General features: G+C 73.9%; 15 protein-coding genes, 1 tRNA gene, 1 other RNA gene and 1 pseudogene. 13 read left to right on the top strand and 5 right to left on the bottom strand.

The genetic code is table 11. The features are described 5' to 3' along the window. Positions 1-37: 37 nt before the first annotated feature. A pseudogene (locus tag ACFYWL_RS13795) lies at positions 38-193 on the top strand (SEC-C metal-binding domain-containing protein); the annotation flags it as partial. A gap of 99 nt (positions 194-292) precedes the next feature. On the opposite strand, the gene ACFYWL_RS13790 reads toward ACFYWL_RS13795, so the two are convergent. Together ACFYWL_RS13790 and ACFYWL_RS13785 are read right to left on the bottom strand one after the other, a co-directional pair. After that, the gene (locus tag ACFYWL_RS13790; protein WP_386971792.1) at positions 293-895 is read right to left on the bottom strand and encodes an Rv3235 family protein; all 603 of its coding nucleotides are present in this window, start codon (positions 893-895) and stop codon (positions 293-295) included. Between the two features lie 98 nt (positions 896-993). Beyond that, positions 994-1,221: a helix-turn-helix transcriptional regulator gene (locus ACFYWL_RS13785; RefSeq protein ID WP_386971789.1), complete on the bottom strand. Its 228-nt coding sequence runs from the start codon at positions 1,219-1,221 to the stop codon at positions 994-996. Between the two features lie 203 nt (positions 1,222-1,424). Between ACFYWL_RS13785 and ACFYWL_RS13780 the strand changes: the two genes are divergently transcribed. Beyond that, positions 1,425-1,934 carry a DUF6912 family protein gene (locus ACFYWL_RS13780; protein WP_386971786.1) on the top strand — a complete coding sequence of 170 codons (510 nt, stop codon included), beginning with the start codon at positions 1,425-1,427 and terminating at the stop codon, positions 1,932-1,934. A gap of 82 nt (positions 1,935-2,016) precedes the next feature. Here ACFYWL_RS13780 and ACFYWL_RS13775 read toward each other — a convergent pair whose 3' ends face one another. Next, a complete protein-coding gene (locus ACFYWL_RS13775) occupies positions 2,017-3,198 on the bottom strand; it encodes a hypothetical protein (protein WP_386971784.1) in 1,182 nt (393 codons plus the stop codon). A 428-nt stretch (positions 3,199-3,626) separates the two neighbouring features. Between ACFYWL_RS13775 and pruA the strand changes: the two genes are divergently transcribed. From pruA to ACFYWL_RS13735, 8 genes are all read left to right on the top strand, one after another. Next, positions 3,627-5,255, top strand: coding sequence for an L-glutamate gamma-semialdehyde dehydrogenase (gene pruA / locus ACFYWL_RS13770; RefSeq protein ID WP_386971781.1), 1,629 nt, complete (start codon positions 3,627-3,629; stop codon positions 5,253-5,255). 256 nt (positions 5,256-5,511) lie between these two features. After that, positions 5,512-6,027 carry a helix-turn-helix transcriptional regulator gene (locus tag ACFYWL_RS13765; protein ID WP_386971778.1) on the top strand — a complete coding sequence of 172 codons (516 nt, stop codon included), beginning with the start codon at positions 5,512-5,514 and terminating at the stop codon, positions 6,025-6,027. A gap of 146 nt (positions 6,028-6,173) precedes the next feature. Beyond that, positions 6,174-7,295, top strand: a complete 1,122-nt coding sequence (prfB, locus tag ACFYWL_RS13760) for a peptide chain release factor 2 (protein WP_043962077.1) — start codon at positions 6,174-6,176, stop codon at positions 7,293-7,295. A 118-nt stretch (positions 7,296-7,413) separates the two neighbouring features. After that, positions 7,414-8,094, top strand: a complete 681-nt coding sequence (gene ftsE, locus ACFYWL_RS13755; RefSeq protein ID WP_043962078.1) for a cell division ATP-binding protein FtsE — start codon at positions 7,414-7,416, stop codon at positions 8,092-8,094. 67 nt (positions 8,095-8,161) lie between these two features. Next, the gene (gene ftsX, locus ACFYWL_RS13750; RefSeq protein WP_043962079.1) at positions 8,162-9,037 is read left to right on the top strand and encodes a permease-like cell division protein FtsX; all 876 of its coding nucleotides are present in this window, start codon (positions 8,162-8,164) and stop codon (positions 9,035-9,037) included. Positions 9,038-9,187: 150 nt separating this feature from the next. Further along, complete coding sequence (gene smpB / locus ACFYWL_RS13745) at positions 9,188-9,667, top strand: SsrA-binding protein SmpB (RefSeq protein WP_386971772.1); 480 nt, start codon at positions 9,188-9,190, stop codon at positions 9,665-9,667. A 105-nt stretch (positions 9,668-9,772) separates the two neighbouring features. Continuing rightward, positions 9,773-10,148, top strand: a transfer-messenger RNA (tmRNA) gene (ssrA, locus tag ACFYWL_RS13740). A 134-nt stretch (positions 10,149-10,282) separates the two neighbouring features. Further along, entirely contained in the window at positions 10,283-11,299 is a 1,017-nt protein-coding gene (locus ACFYWL_RS13735) for a hypothetical protein (RefSeq protein ID WP_386971770.1), read from the top strand. 78 nt (positions 11,300-11,377) lie between these two features. On the opposite strand, the gene mdlC is transcribed toward ACFYWL_RS13735, so the two are convergent. Together mdlC and ACFYWL_RS13725 are read right to left on the bottom strand one after the other, a co-directional pair. Beyond that, positions 11,378-12,973 (bottom strand): benzoylformate decarboxylase, encoded by a 1,596-nt coding sequence (gene mdlC / locus ACFYWL_RS13730; protein WP_386971768.1) that lies wholly within the window; start codon positions 12,971-12,973, stop codon positions 11,378-11,380. A gap of 65 nt (positions 12,974-13,038) precedes the next feature. Continuing rightward, positions 13,039-13,842, bottom strand: coding sequence for an S-methyl-5'-thioadenosine phosphorylase (locus ACFYWL_RS13725; protein WP_386971765.1), 804 nt, complete (start codon positions 13,840-13,842; stop codon positions 13,039-13,041). Positions 13,843-14,078: 236 nt separating this feature from the next. Between ACFYWL_RS13725 and ACFYWL_RS13720 the strand changes: the two genes are divergently transcribed. From ACFYWL_RS13720 to ACFYWL_RS13710, 3 genes are all read left to right on the top strand, one after another. After that, the gene (locus ACFYWL_RS13720; RefSeq protein WP_074478540.1) at positions 14,079-14,669 is read left to right on the top strand and encodes a YqgE/AlgH family protein; all 591 of its coding nucleotides are present in this window, start codon (positions 14,079-14,081) and stop codon (positions 14,667-14,669) included. 89 nt (positions 14,670-14,758) lie between these two features. Then, a tRNA-Ala gene (locus tag ACFYWL_RS13715) sits at positions 14,759-14,831 on the top strand. A gap of 205 nt (positions 14,832-15,036) precedes the next feature. Beyond that, a complete protein-coding gene (locus ACFYWL_RS13710; protein WP_386971762.1) occupies positions 15,037-15,837 on the top strand; it encodes a putative protein N(5)-glutamine methyltransferase in 801 nt (266 codons plus the stop codon). Positions 15,838-15,879 lie beyond the last annotated feature (42 nt).

The raw sequence follows: 15,879 nt of genomic DNA, 5'->3' as shown, positions 1-15,879 counted from the left end.
GCCGGCACCGGAGCCCCAGCGCGCCCCGGCCGCGTTCGGCGGCAGCGGGCAGGCGACGGCGGCCAGCTCGGCCCGCCGCGCGGCCCCGGGCCAGGCGGACGCGTCCGGCAACACGTCCCGCAACGCGCCCTGCCCGTGCGGCTCCGGCCGTAAGTACAAGCGCTGCCACGGCGCCGCCAACGGCGGCAACTGACCCACCGCGACACGGACGGGCCCCGGCGTTCTCGCCGGGGCCCGTCGGCGTCTGTCGGCCCGGCCCGCGCCGGCCCCGACCGGCCGGGATGATCTCCGGTCAGAGGACCTGGAGGGCGGTGCAGAGCCAGCGCCCCCGGCGGTGCTCCAGGCGCAGCGCCATCGCCCAGCTGCGCCCGGTGGCGGCGGTCAGGACGGCGGCGGCCTCCACGGCCGCCGGGCGGGGTTCGCAGACCCGCAGCCGGCGCAGCCGCACGGTGGGGCGGGTCGAGCGGCGGCGCACGGGGCCGGTGTGGGCCGCCGCCCTGGTGAGCTCCTGCGCCACGTCGGCAGCCCGGGCCGGCTCGGTCAGCGGGCGGATCTGGCCGGGCGGCCGGTAGCCGTTGACGATCTCCAGGCAGGTGGCGACGAACCGCTGGGCGGCTCGGGTGGCCTCCGGGGTGGCGGTCACCAGCGCGGACGGGGGCGGGGCGGTGGGGGTGGCCCGGCCGGGGCCGCCGGGGGCGGGGCGCGGGTCGTGCGGCCGGCCGGCGGGGCGGGACGGCGCGAGCCGGTGGGCCTCGAACAGGTCGAGGGCCAGTTGGGCGGCGACCGGGCGGGGCCAGCCCTCGGCCGGCTCCTCGACGAAGGGCGGGTCGAGCGGCGGCGCGGGGCGCACCCGCACCGGGGGACGGGCGGGCCCGGGCCGGCGGGACTCGATCATCGCAACCCCCGATGCTTGCGTTTGCCTTCGTTTGCCTCCGACAGCGTCGATTCTCGGGCACGGAGCGGTCCCGGTCAATGCAGTGGGTGTGGCGGAGGCTACTCCTGGTCGCGGTCGGTCAGCGGGTTGCCCCGCACCCACTCGGCGGTCTCGGCGTACTTGCGCTGGATGTACTCCTCCAGCCGGGCCCGCTCGACGCGCCACTGCCCCCGGCCGCCGATCTTGATCGCGGGCAGCTCGCCGCTGCGCACCATGTGGTAGACCTGCGAGTCCGACACGTTGAGCTCGGCGGCCACGTCGGAGAGCAGCAGGAACCTCGGCTCCACGGGATCTCCCAGGGTTGGGATCGTTTGCTTCAGTTTGCCACCCGCTGCCGACAACGCCGCCCCGCGCCATTCGGCGCGCCGCCCCGGCAGGCCCGCGCGGCAACTTCCCGACGGCCGGGTGCGCGGTGTATGACGGTCACGGCGTACGGCATGATCGGCGCCCGGGCCCACGCACGTCGGCCCGGCGGCGGAGGGAGACCACGGTGAACGACGAGCTTGTCCGGGTGTACGTGCCGGCGATCGTGCCCATGCTCGCCCGCCTGCCCGAGCAGGGGCTGCCCGAGACGGACGCGCACGCCGTCACCCCCGCCCTGCGCGAGTGGTACGCCGAGGGCGACGAGGAGGAGCTGGAGTACGTCGCCTTCACCCGCGCCGCCCAGGACGCCCTGCTCCTGCTGCGCGACGACCCGGCCGCGCCCCGCCGCCGCGTGGTGATCTCGGTCGACGTGCCGGCCGCCGCGCTGCGCCGCACCGACGACGTGCTCGGCTCCAGCGCCGTCCGGCTGGTGCGCCCGGTGCCGGTGTCGGCCGTCGCCGCCCTGCACGTGGACGGCGACGACGCGGTCGCCGACGTGTCGGCCGCCGCCGACGTGGCCGCCGAGGCCCTGGCCGGCGACCCGGACGCCCAGTTCACCGTCGACGGCGCGGAGGACCACGAGTTGGAGTGGTACGACGTCACCGAACTGGAGCAGCTCCTCCGCGCCGCCGCCTGACCCGCGCCGCCGCCTGACCTGCGCCCCGCCACCCTGCTCCGCCGGCCCGCTGCCGCCGGCCCGCTGCGGCCCGGTGCGCCCCTCAGCGGTCGACGCCCGCCTCCACCGCCTCCGCCTCGTCGTCCTCCCCGGCGTCGTCGTCGGGCGACGGGCCCAGGGTGCGGCCGAAGGCGATCAGCGCGGTGAGCGCGCCGACGAAGAGCACCCAGATGCCGTTGTCGACCCGGGAGGTGCCCAGCGAGGTCTGCGCGACCGAGTCCGCCTCGCTCAGCGCGCCGGCCAGGTCGAGCAGGGACCGCCCGCCGACCCGGATGACGACCTCGGCGAGCAGCAGGAGCAGGCCGGGACCGGCCCCGGCCAGCAGGTAACCGGGCCAGCGGACGTCGCCCGCCGCCGGGTCGTGCCGCTGGGCGCGGCGTCGGGCCCAGGTCAGGTACGCGAAGGCGAGCAGCCCCGCCACCAGGCCGGCGAGCAGGGACTCCGTCCGGGACACCCACTTGGCGGCGGTGACCACCGACTCCTGGGTGTCGCCCGCCCCGAACAGGTCGAACAGGGGATCCCGGGCCCGGCTGAACGCCACCACGAACACCAGCGCCCCGAGCGCGGCGGTCACCACCGCCCCGGCCACCCGGGCGTTGCCGGCGCCGGCCACCGCGCCGCCGATGGTCGCCGCCGCCGCGGCGGTGCCGGCGATGACGTTGGTGGTCGCGTTGTCGAAGTAGGTCAGGTTGATCACCACTGCGGCGGCGAGCCCGACGAGCAGGCCGGCGCCCGTCGCGACGGCGAAGCGCAGGGTGGCCCGGTCCACGCCGCGCCGGGCCAGCAGGTTCGCCACCGCCAGGGCGACCGCCGCGCCGGCCACCAGCGCGGCCGAGATCACCCCGGGCAGCGCGAACGCGGAGAGGCTGATCGCGGTGACGCCCGCCTGGGCGGAGGTGATCGCCGCCCGGGTCGACCAGAGCATCGCCGCCAGCCAGCCGACCGCCAGCACCGCGAGCACGAGCGCCCCGGGGGCGCGGGCCGGCGTGCCCCCGGCGGCCTGGAGATCCCCAGTGGCCGGCTCCCGCCCGGCGGCCGGCTCCCGCCCGGCGGCCGGCTCTGGCCCGGCGGCCGGCTCTGGCCCGGTGGCCGGCTCTGGCCCGGTGGCCGGCTCCCGCCCGGTGGCCGGCTCCCGCCCGGTGGCCGGCTCCCGCCCGGTGGCCGGGTCGGTCTCCGCCGGCTGGTCCGGCTCCTCGGCCGTGGAGCTGCCGGGCTGGTTGCTCATCGTCTCCCCTTCGACGGGCGCCCGGGCCCGCGCCGGCGCTGCCGGGACGCGGCGGGCTGGTCACCGGCCATCCAGGGTACGCGCCGGGCGCGCCGCCGGGCCGGGGCCATGCTGGCGGCGCGGGCCGGCCGCCATGCGGGCTCGCCAGGTCGGCGACATGGGGGTGTCCTGCGGCGGGGATGCCCCCATGTCGCCGGCATGGAGTCGATCATGCGGCGCGCAGGCCGGACGGGGCAGCCGGACGGGGCAGGCCGGACGGGGCAGGCTGGCCCGGGCGGCCGGAGCGGGGCAGGGGCCGGCCCGTGGAAGAATCGGCGCAGGTCCCGCCGCCGCGACCGGTACACCGCGCGGCGCCCGGCGTCCGGTCACCCGGCCGGCCGCCCGCGGGTCCGGTTTCGCCACCGCTGTCGAGATCGCCAGGAGCGCTGATGGACGCCGTGTTCTCCGTACCCGAGCCGCACAACGAGCCGGTCCGCACCTACGAGCCGGGCGGCGTCGACCGGGAACGGCTCCAGCGGAGGCTGGCCGAGCTGGCCGCCGAGCGGATCGACCTGCCGATGACCATCGCCGGGGAGCAGCGGATGGCCGGCGGCGACCCGATCGACGTCGTCCAGCCGCACCGGCACGCGCACGTGCTCGGCGTCACGGGCCACGCCACCCACGACGACGCCCGCGCCGCCGTCGCCGCCGCGAAGGAGGCCGCCCCGATGTGGCGGTCGCTGCCGTTCGCCGAGCGCGCGGCGATCTTCCTGCGCGCCGCCGAGCTGCTCGCCGGCCCCTGGCGGGACACCCTCAACGCGGCCACGATGCTCGGCCAGTCGAAGACCGCCGTCCAGGCCGAGATCGACTCGGCGTGCGAGCTGATCGACTTCCTCCGGTTCAACGTGTTCTTCGCCCGGGGCCTGCTGGAGGAGCAGCCGCTGTCCTCGCCGGGGGTGTGGAACCGGTTCGACCACCGCCCCCTGGAGGGCTTCGTCTACGCGGTCACCCCGTTCAACTTCACCGCGATCGCCGGCAACCTGCCCTCCGCGCCGGCCCTGCTCGGCAACACGGTGGTCTGGAAGCCGGGCCCGACCCAGCAGTTCGCCGCGCACTTCACCATGCGGCTGTTCGAGGCGGCCGGCCTGCCGCCCGGCGTGATCAACATGGTCACCGGCCGGGGCGAGGAGGTCTCCGACGTGGTGCTCGCCGACCCGGACCTGGCCGGCATCCACTTCACTGGCTCCACGAAGGTCTTCCAGCACCTGTGGCGCACCGTCGGCGAGAACATCCACCGCTACCGGGGATACCCCCGCCTCGTCGGCGAGACCGGCGGCAAGGACTTCGTGGTCGCGCACGCCAGCGCCGACGTCGACGCGCTGCACACCGCGCTGATCCGGGGCGCGTACGAGTACCAGGGCCAGAAGTGCTCGGCCGCGTCGCGGGCGTACGTGCCCCGGTCGCTGTGGGACGGCGGGCTGCGCGACCGGCTGGCCGCCACCGCCGACTCGCTGACCTACGGCGACGTCACCGACTTCACCAACTTCGGCGGGGCGGTGATCGACGCGAGGGCGTTCGACCGGCACACCGCCGCGCTGGAGCTGATCTCCGGCGACCCCTCCTGCACCGTGCTGGCCGGCGGCACCGCCGACGACTCGGTCGGGTGGTTCGTCCGGCCCACCCTGTTCGAGTGCTCCGACGCCGCGCACGAGACGTTCACCACCGAGTACTTCGGGCCGATCCTCGGCGTGCACGTCTTCGACGACGCCCGCTTCGACGACGTGGTGGCCCAGGCCGAGTCGATCGCCCCGTACGCGCTGACCGGGTCGATCTTCGCCACCGACCGTCGGGTGGTCGACGCGGTGGCCGAGAAGATGCGGTACGCGGCCGGCAACTTCTACATCAACGACAAGCCGACCGGCGCGGTGGTCGGGCAGCAGCCCTTCGGCGGCGCCCGGGCCAGCGGCACCAACGACAAGGCCGGCTCCTGGCACAACCTGGTGCGCTGGATGTCCCCCCGGACGATCAAGGAGACGTTCGTCCCCCCGACGGACCACACCTACCCCCACATGGGCTGAGCGCACCTGGGCTGAGCGCAAGGAAGGGCCCCCTGTTAACGCTTTCTGTTGTACAGGGGGCCCTTCCTAACGCCCGAGGCGCACCGGCAGGGCGCCGGCGGTGCGCCCGCGGCGGGGGCGGGCGGGGGCGGGCGCCGCGCCAGGTCACCGCCCCTTAACGGACTGTCGCCGGCCGACAGTGCACATTGGAAGCCGTCCGGGTGGCGAAAGTGGCAAATCCTGGACGCCGGGTCGGCAAAGTGGCAGCGTAATGGGCATGGCGGATTCCGGAGTGAACCCCACGGCGGCGGCCCTTCTCGGGCTGCTCCACGAGGGTCCCATGACAGGCGGTCAACTGATGGCCGCCGCCGAGCGCAAGCTCGCCCCGTACTGGTCGATGACCCGCAGCCAGGTCTACCGGGAGCTTCCCGTGCTGGCCGAGCGTGGTCTGGTGCGGCTGGGCAAGCCCGGCCCGCGTTCCAGCCAGCCGTACGCGATCACCGCGGCCGGGAAGCGGATGTTCTCCCGGTGGCTGGCCGAGGACCCGGGGCGCGACACCATCCGCAACCCGATCGCCCTGCGGATCGCCTTCGGCAGCCTGCACTCGGCCAACCAGCTACGCAACCTGCAAGCCTCTGCCAATGAATACCACACCGAGGCCCTCGCCCGGGTGCGGGAACAGGTGAAGAACGCCAAGAAGGAGGGCGACAGCTTCGACGCCAGCGCGCTGGAGTTCGCCGTCGCCTACCACAAGGCCGCCCTGTCCTGGCTGAAGACCGCCCCGGTCGGCTGACACCGTCGACCGCGCGGCCCGTCACCCCGCCTCCGGGCCGCGCGGTCGGGATCCAGGCTGCTCCCCGTCCGCACCGGGGACAGTTTTGGCTCGTGACCGCGGGGCTGGCAAGCCCACCCGGGGCCACCGCAGTACGCTTGTCAGTCGTGACCGCTGCCGATTACGCCGAACAGCTCAAGGAACTCGACGCGACCCTGCGCAACATCGAGGCCGTGCTCAACATCGACCGGCTGCACGAGGACAAGGCCCGGCTCGAGGAGCAGGCCTCCGCGCCGGACCTGTGGGACGACCAGGCCAAGGCACAGCAGGTGACCTCCCAGCTGTCCTACGTCAACGGCGAGATCAACAAGCTGGGCAGCCTGCGCTCCCGGCTCGACGACGCCCGGGTGCTGCTGGAGCTGGCCGAGGCCGAGGACGACCCCGGCGTGCTCGCCGAGGTGGAGACCGAGATCGGGGCGCTCACCAAGAGCATCCAGGACATGGAGGTCCGCACCCTGCTCTCCGGCGAGTACGACTCGCGGGAGGCGCTGGTGGCGATCCGCGCCGGCGCGGGCGGCGTGGACGCGGCCGACTTCGCCGAGATGCTGCTGCGGATGTACCTGCGCTGGGCCGAGCGGCACGGCTACCCGACCGAGGTCTACGAGACCTCGTACGCCGAGGAGGCGGGCCTGAAGTCCGCGACATTCGCGGTCAAGGTCCCCTACGCCTACGGCACCCTCAGCGTGGAGTCCGGCACCCACCGCCTCGTGCGGATCAGCCCGTTCGACAACCAGGGCCGCCGGCAGACCAGCTTCGCCGGCGTGGAGGTCTTGCCGGTCACCGAGCAGACCGACCACATCGACATCCCCGAGAACGAGGTGCGGGTCGACGTCTACCGCTCCTCCGGCCCGGGTGGGCAGAGCGTCAACACCACCGATTCGGCCGTGCGGCTCACCCACATCCCGACCGGCATCGTGGTGACCTGCCAGAACGAGAAGTCCCAGCTACAGAACAAGGCGTCCGCGCTGCGGGTGCTCCAGGCCCGGCTGTTGGAGCGCAAGCGGCAGGAGGAGCAGGCCAAGCTGGACGGCCTGAAGACCGACGCCGCCGGCTCGTGGGGCGATCAGATGCGGTCGTACGTGCTGCACCCGTATCAGATGGTGAAGGATCTCAGAACCGAGCAGGAGACGGGCAATCCGAGCGCGGTCTTCGACGGTGAGCTGGACAGCTTCATCGAGGCCGGCATCCGCTGGCGCAAGCAGCGTCAGCTCTCCAGCGACGCTGCGTGATCACCCGTGGGCGGAGCGCGTCGTCGATCTCCTGCTAACCGGGCGTTTCGACGACGCGCCTCGCATCACGGGGGCGTGGGGCTTGGCTCATCGATTACACCGCGTAGACTCACCACCCGTGATTCAGCTTGAGCAAGTGACGAAGACGTACCCGAAGGCGTCCCGGCCTTCGCTCGACAACGTGTCCGTCTCGATCGAGAAGGGCGAGTTCGTCTTCTTCATCGGCCCATCCGGCTCCGGCAAGTCCACCATCATCAAGCTGCTGCTGCACGAGGTGACCCCCAACAAGGGGCGCGTCATCGTGAACAGCAAGGACGTGACCTCGATGCGGTCGTGGAAGCGCCCCCACTTCCGGCGTTCCATCGGCTGCGTCTTCCAGGACTTCCGGCTGCTGCCGAACCGCACCGCGTACGAGAACGTGGCGTTCGCCCTTGAGGTGATCGGCAAGACCAAGGCGGTCGCCCGCCGGGTCGTGCCCGAGGTGCTGGAGCTGGTCGGGCTCGGTGGCAAGGAGCACCGCTACCCGCACGAGCTCTCCGGTGGTGAGCAGCAGCGGGTGGCCGTGGCGCGGGCGTTCGTGAACCGCCCGCTGATCCTGCTCGCGGACGAGCCGACCGGAAACCTGGACCCGGACACCTCGATCGAGATCATGCGCCTGCTGGACCGGATCAACCGCACCGGTACGACCGTCGTGATGGTCACGCACGACTCGAACATCGTGAACCAGATGCGCCGCCGGGTCGTCGAGATCGAAAGCGGTCGCATCGTGCGTGACCAGGCCCGCGGCGTCTACGGGTGAGCCGGCGCTCCACCCCTGTGCAGCCTGACGACGAACACCTCACGCCGGAGACCCGGAGGAATTCCCGATGCGCGTGAAATACGTCCTGTCCGAGGTACTGGTCGGACTGTGGCGCAACGTCACCATGACCATCGCGATGATCATCACGTTGGCCGTGTCGTTGACCATGCTCGGTGTCAGTGGCCTGGTGTACAGCAAGGTCGACGACATGAAGGACCTGTACTACAAGAACATCCAGGTCTCGATCTTCCTGAAGAGCGACGTCACCGACCAGCAGCGCACCGACCTGGAGACGAAGCTCAAGAGTGACTCCCTGGTGAAGGAGGTCCTCTACGTCAACAAGGACGAGGCGTACAAGCGCTTCCAGGAGATGTACCAGGACGCGCCGGACCTGGTCACCGCCGTGAAGCCGGACCAGCTGCCGGAGTCGTTCCGGCTCACGCTGGTCAACCCCGAGCAGTACAAGAGCATCTACGACCAGTACAAGGACACCGAGGGCGTCGACGAGATCGTCGACCAGAGCCGGCTGCTGGACAAGATCTTCGACCTCTTCACCGCCGGCCAGAACATCGCCCTGGCCGGGGCGATCGCGATGGCCATCGCCGCCCTGCTGCTGGTCGCCAACACCATCCAGGTGGCCGCGTACAGCAAGCGGCGCGAGGTGGCGGTCATGAAGCTGGTCGGCGCGTCCAACTGGTTCATCCAGGCGCCGTTCGTCCTGGAGGCCGTGGTCGCCGGTCTGATCGGCTCGTTCCTCGGCCTGGGGGCGCTGATCGCCTTGAAGTTCTTCCTGTTCGACGGTTCCCTGAGCGCCCTGCAGGGCCTGTTCTCCCCGGTGACCTGGAGCGACATCTTCCTGATGTTCCCGATCATGGCGGGCGTCGGCGCGCTGGTCAGCGCCGTCACCGGCTGGGTCACCCTCCGGTTCTACCTGCGCGTCTAGTCGCCCACCGGGTCTGCCGGCGACGATCGGAGGCCCCCCGGCGCGGAATAATCCGCGCCGGGGGGCCCTTGTCGTTCGGGTAGCATGATCTCCGCTTCCGGGCCGCCGTCCGGGCCGGGGCCGGTATCGCGACGAGGGGAGGTGGCGCCGATGCCACGGGAGAAGGGGCGCAAGGTCGTCGCCTCCAACAAGAAGGCGCGGCACGACTACGCCATCCTCGACACGTACGAGGCGGGCATGTCGCTGACCGGCACGGAGGTGAAGTCGCTGCGGGCGGGGCGGGCGTCGCTGGTCGACGCGTTCGCCCAGGAGCGCGACGGCGAGCTGTACCTGCACGGCATGCACATCCCGGAGTACACGCAGGGCACCTGGACCAACCACGAGCCCCGGCGCACCCGGAAACTGCTGCTCAAGCGGCTGGAGATCGATCGCCTGATCGGCAAGACCCGCGAGGGCGGCCTCACCATGGTCCCGTTGCAGGTCTACTTCTCCGACGGCTGGGCCAAGGTGGAGATCGCCCTGGCCCGGGGCAAGAAGTCGTACGACAAGCGCCAGGACCTGGCCAAGCGGGACGCGGAACGGGAGATCGCCCGGGCCGCCGGCCGGCGCGGCAAGGGCATGGACGACTGATACGTCCCGTTTGTCCGCCTCGGCGCGCCGGGGTGGGGCTCGGGGATGAAACCCGTTGCGGCAGGCGTTAGGCTTGGTGGTGCCGCCACACCGGCGGCCCGTCGAGGGGGTGACTGGTTTCGACTTCGTACGTTGCGGCAGGGGAAGCGAGCCGAGGAAGCCGACGTCGTCTCGAGAATCGTTCGTCGGAAACCAATAAGCGCCAAGAACAATCGCGCTGACTTCGCTCTCGCCGCCTGAGGCGAGTAGCAAGTCTGTCGGCCTGGGAGCGCCTTCGACCCAGTTAGCCGGCATCAGCTAGAAGGCTGGCCAACCGGACCCGGTCGCGGGGTCCGTGCGGCGAGATCAATCAGCGACTGGGCCCGTCACACCAACTTGCTCGCGTGAGCGGTGGGGCCGAGTAGAGGCATAGCGAGCTGCGCTCGGAGAAGCCCTGACAAACCGGCGAAGGACCCGGGTTCGATTCCCGGCACCTCCACCACCTGACGAATGCGCCCCGGCCACCCGGCCGGGGCGCATTCGTCGTATCCGGGGCTGGTGGCCCGATGGGCCGGACCCGCGCCGCGCGCCGGGGGGCGCACGGAACCGCAGCCCGCGCGGGCGCGTCGTAGCGGTATGCGTCGAGTTCTCGCCCTGCTGGGGCTGCCCCTGTTGGTCGTCGCGGCCGGTTGCGCGCCGGCCGGTTCCGAGCCGCCCGCCGACGGCAGCCCCGCCGGCAGCGCCGACCAGCGCTTCGCCGCGTTCGGGCAGCGGGCCGCCGAGGTCGCCGGCGCGTGGCGGCCGGGCGCCGCCTGGACCGACGGCTACCTGCCGTTGCAGGAGCCCACCGTGCTGCTCGGCGACCCCGGGTTCACCGCCGACACCGAGCAGGCGTTCCGCAACGGCTGGTACCGCGAGCAGATCGAGGTGCCCGCCGCCCGGCCGGCCGACGGTTCGATCCGCTTTTCCGACGGGACGCTCGCCGTGAAGCTGCTCAGCGCCGCCGAGGCGTACCGGCAGCTCGACCAGGGGGACCCGCCGCCGTGCGAGGGCCGGCCGAGGGGCCCCGGCCGGCCGGCGAAGCCCGGCTCCGGCCCGGTCGTCGAGCCGGGACCCGGCGGCCCGACCGTCGGGGAGGGGCCGTACGGCCACAGCGTCGGCCCGAACGACCCGGTCAGCAGCGCGCCGTCGTCGGCCTGCGTGCCGCTCACGGTCACCGCCGTGACGCTCGGCACCGCGCCGGTACGCACCAGCCGGGGCGAGGCGCAGGTGCCGGCGTGGCTGTTCACCGTCGACGAGTTGACCGCGAAGGTGGCCCGGCTCGCCGTCGCCGGCACCCCCGCCGCACCGCCCGAGGGGGTCGCGCCGACGGGGCGGGCACCCGACGGGGTGGTGGGCGCGCAGGACCTGCGGGCCGTCGACGGGGCGAAGCTGAGCTGGCGGGTCGGCGTGGGCGCCTGCGACACCGGGATCACCCCGCTGGTGCAGGAGCGCGACGACGTGGTGGTGGTCGGCGGCGGGGTCGTCCGCGGCACCGGCATGTGCGTCGACCTGCTCAAGCTGGAGCCGGTCACCGCCACCCTCAAGGCGCCGCTGGGCAACCGGCCGGTGCTCGACGTGGTCACCGGCGCGCCGCTGGTCCTGCGCCCCTGAGCGCGGCCCCCGAAGGCGCAGCGTGGCCCCGAAGGCGCAGCGTGGCCCCCGAAGGCGCAGCGTGGCCCCCGAAGGCGCTCAGAGCAGCTTCGGGACCTCGGTGCTGATCGGCACCGGCAGCACGGTGGGCCGGTCCGCCGCCAGCGCCGTGCCCAGCGCGTCGCCCAGCCCGTCCGGCTCCTCGACGACCGTGGCGGCGCAGCCGTACCCCCGGGCCACCGCGACGACGTCCAGGCCGGGCAGGTCCAGGCCGGGCACCCCGGGGGTGTGCTTCAGCTCGGCGAACGCCTTGAGGATCGCGTACTGCTGGTTGACCGGGACCACGACGGCCAGCGGCAGGCGCAGCCGCGCGGCCGTCCACAGCGCCTGTACCGAGTAGTGGAACGAACCGTCGCCGATCACCGCGACCACCGGCCGGCCCCGCCCGGTGTCCCGCTCGGCCAGCGCGATCCCGACCGCCGCCGGCAGCCCGAACCCGAGGCCGCCGCTGGCCATCGTGAAGTACGACCCGGGGCGGGTGACCGGCAGCCGGCGGCGCAGCGCGGCCAGGTTGGACGGTGACTCCTGGACGAGGACCCCGTCGGGCGGCCAGTGCCGGGCCAGGGCGGCGAACAGCGCGTCGGGGCTCACCGGCGGGCCCGGATCGGGCGGCCCCGGGGCGGGCCGGGGCGGCGGGGGCGGGCGGTCGGCCGTCGGGAGCAGCTCGGCCAGGGCGGCCAGGGCCAGGCCCGGGTCGGCGAGCAGGCTGTCGCCGACCGGGGCGCGGGCCGTCTCGTCCGGGTCGTCGGTGACGTGCAGCAGGCGGGCGCCGGCGGGCAGGTAGTCGCCCGGCACGTGCGGGTAGTAGCGGAACACCGGCGCGCCGACCACCAGCACGGTGTCGTGGCCGGCCAGCGCCTCGGCCAGGGGCCCGATCGCGTACGGCAGCACGCCCCGGTAGTGCGGGTGGTCCTCGGGGAACGGGGCCCGCTCCGGGGCGGGCGCGGCCCAGACCGGGGCGGCCAGCCGCTCGGCCAGCGCCACCGCCGCCGGCCACGCCCCGGCCCGGTCGACCGCCCCGCCGAGCACCAGCGCGGGGCGGCGGCTGGCGGCCACCTGCGCGGCGAACTCCCGGAGCCGGGCCGGGTCGGGGGCGTACCGGGTGGCCACGGTGCGCACCTCGGGCGGCCCGTCCGCCGGCTGGGCCCAGTCGTCCAGGGGCAGGGAGAGGAAGACCGGGCCGGCGGGCGGCTGCACCGCCGTGGCGTACGCCCGCATGAACGCCGCGGGGATGTCCTGCGCGCGGGCCGGCTCGTGGCTCCACTTGACGTACGGCTGGGTCAGCTCGGCCGCCCGGGGGCTGGCCAGCCGGGGCTCCAGCAGCAGCATCTCCCGGGTCTGCTGACCCGCCGAGACGATCAGCGGGGTCTTGTTGTGCCAGGCGGTGACGAGGTTGCCCATGCCGTTGCCGGTACCCGGGGCGGTGTGCAGGTTGACGTGGGCGGGGCGGCCGGTGACCTGGGCGTACCCGTCGGCCATGGCGACGGCCGACGCCTCGTGCAGGGCGTGGACGTACCGGAAGTCGGCGGGGAAGTCCTGGAGGAAGGGCTCCTCCGTCGAGCCGGGGTTGCCGAACACGGTGGTCATGCCCAGCGCCCGCAACAGCTCGTACGTCGTCTCGCGGACCGTTGCCACCCGCCGAATCTATCGGGAAAAGCCCCGCCTACCGGGCAATTCGCCCTCCCGTGAGCCCGCCCGGGTCAGGGGAGGGCGAAGGGCAGCTTGATCCCGTCCAGCGCGTGCCCGCACGGGCAGTCCCGCCCGGCCGGCAGGGCGGCGACGGCGTCCAGCAGCACCCCGCGCAGCCGGTCGGTGTTCTCGGCGAAGACCCGGAACACCTCCTCCTGGGTGACCGACTCGCCCGCCTCCACCCCGGCGTCGAGGTCGGTGACCAGCGCGATCGGGGTGTAGCAGAGAGCCAGCTCGCGGGCGAGCACGGCCTCCGGGTGCCCGGTCATGTTGACCACCGCCCCGCCGATCGCGGTGAACCAGCGCGACTCCGCCCGGGTGGAGAAGCGCGGCCCCTCCACGACCACCATCGTCCCGCCGTCGACGGCCGGCACGCCGCGACCGGCCGCCGCGTCCAGCAGCGTCCGGCGTCCCACGGGGCAGTACGGGTCGCCGAAGGCCACGTGCACCGCGCCCCGGTCGTAGTAGGTCTGCACCCGCCCGCTGGTGCGGTCGATCAACTGGTCCGGCACCACGAACGTGCCCGGCCCCAGCTCGGGCCGGAGCCCGCCGACCGCGCACGGGGCGAGGACCTGCCGCACCCCGAGCGCCCGCAGCGCCCACAGGTTCGCCCGGTACGGGATCAGGTGCGGCGGGTGCCGGTGGTCGCGCCCGTGCCGGGGCAGGAACGCCACCCGCCGGCCGCCCACCTCGGCGATCGTGATTGCGTCCGAGGGCTCGCCGTACGGCGTCTGGACCCGGTGCTCGGTCGCGCCCTCCAGCAGGGCGTAGAGCCCCGATCCGCCGATGACCGCGATGTCCGCCGTCGGACCCATCGTCGCCCCCTTCGATCCCGCTCGATCACCCATCGGTCAGACCTTAGCCAGCGCCCCGGGCGCAGGCTATGGTGCCAGGCATGGCGTTGACAGCACGGATGAGCCCGGCGTCCCGTGCCGACCGGGTCCGGCCGGCCACCCCCCGCGCCGGCCACGACGGTCCCGTCCGGCCCGGCGGCGGTGTGGCCCGGGCGGACCGCTCCCGAGTCCCGGCGCGCGGCTGACGGATGTCCGACATGCAAGGAGAGGACCAGGCGATCGGCGGGCGGGCCATGGACTCGATGACCGGACGGCTGCTGGTCGCGACCCCCACGCTGAAGGACCCGAACTTCGACCGCACGGTGGTGCTGCTCGTGGCCCACGAGCCGGGCGGGGCGCTCGGCGTGGTGCTCAACCGGGCCACGGAGGTGCCGGTCGCCGACGTCCTCGGCGACTGGAGCGACCTGGCGCGGGACCCGGCGGTGCTGTTCGAGGGCGGCCCCGTCCAGCCCGACTCGGCCATCTGCCTGGCCCGGATGCGCAACCCGGTGAAGCGGCTGCGGGGCTTCCACCAGGTCTCCGGCGCGGTGGGCACGATCGACCTCTCCGTGGACCCGGAGCGGATGCGGGAGAGCATCGGCGGCATCCGGGTGTTCGCCGGATACTCGGGCTGGGGCGCGGGCCAGCTGGAGCAGGAGATCGAGGACGGTTCCTGGTTCGTCCTGGACGCGCTGCCCGGCGACGCGTTCGTCGACCGCCCCGACGACCTGTGGCCGATGGTGCTGCGCAGGCAGGGCGGGATGATGGCCGCCGTCGCCCACTTCCCGCCCGACGTGGCGCTCAACTGACGCGTGCGGGGAGGGGCCCCGCGAGATGACCATGCGGGCGGGCGTGTGTATAGTTCTCTCCGTGCCCGGGAGACCGGGGCGAAAAGCAAGGGGCCGTGGCGCAGCTGGTAGCGCACCACACTGGCAGTGTGGGGGTCAGGGGTTCGAGTCCCCTCGGCTCCACCGACGCACCATTGTGCGACCGGTGGTTTGATCGTGAATGCCCCCGTCCGTGATCGGGCGGGGGCATTGTCGGTGACGCGGGCGGGCTGCCCTTCGCGGACGTCGCCCGCACCGCCGATCCGCTCGGCGGCGAGGCGGTGCCGGCGGCCCGGGTCGCCCTGGCCGCTGGCGACACCGCGTCCGGGCAGGCGACAGGAGCACCGCGATGACCCGCACGGAGCCTGACGGGGCGACGGTCGCGCGGTTGCGCGCCGCCGGCTGCGTCTTCGCCGAGGACGAGGCACGGCTGCTCGGCGAGGCCGCGCGGACGCCGGAGGAACTGCACGAGCTGACGCGGCGGCGGGTGCTCGGCGAGCCGCTGGAGGTCATCCTCGGCTGGGCCGAGTTCTGCGGGCTGCGGGTCGTCGTCGAACCCGGCGTGTTCGTGCCCCGCCAGCGCACCACCTACCTCGTCGAGCAGGCCGTCGACGTGGCCTTCCCGGGCGCGGTGGTGGTGGACCTGTGCTGCGGGACGGGGGCGATCGGTGCGGCCGTCGCGGCCCGGGTGCCCGGCGTCCGGCTGCACGCCTGCGACATCGAGCCGGCGTCGGTGCGCTGCGCCCGCCGCAACCTCGAACCGATCGGCGGGCACGTCCACGAGGGCGACCTCTACGAGGCCCTGCCGGCCGGGCTGCGGGGCGTCGTCGACGTGCTGGTCGTCAACGCGCCGTACGTGCCCACGGACGAGATCGCCATGATGCCGCCGGAGGCGCGCGAGCACGAGCCCCTGGCGGCGCTCGACGGCGGTGCCGACGGCGTCGACGTGCACCGCCGGGTGGCCGAGGGCGCGGCGCGCTGGCTCGCCCCCGGGGGGCGGCTGCTCGTCGAGACCGGCGAGGGTCAGGCCGCGTGGACGGCGGCGGCGATGTCGGCGCACGGGCTGGTGGCGACCACCTTCACCTCCGACGAGTGGCACTGCACGGTGGCCGTCGGCCGACGGACCGGCGACCGGCAGTCCGAGGGATAGGGGCGCGTCCCGCCGTGGCGCGGGCGACCGCGCGCCCGACCC

Source organism: Micromonospora sp. NPDC002575, from assembly GCF_042889525.1.
Lineage (GTDB): Bacteria > Actinomycetota > Actinomycetes > Mycobacteriales > Micromonosporaceae > Micromonospora > Micromonospora carbonacea.
This window is presented reverse-complemented; position numbering and strand designations above follow the sequence as displayed.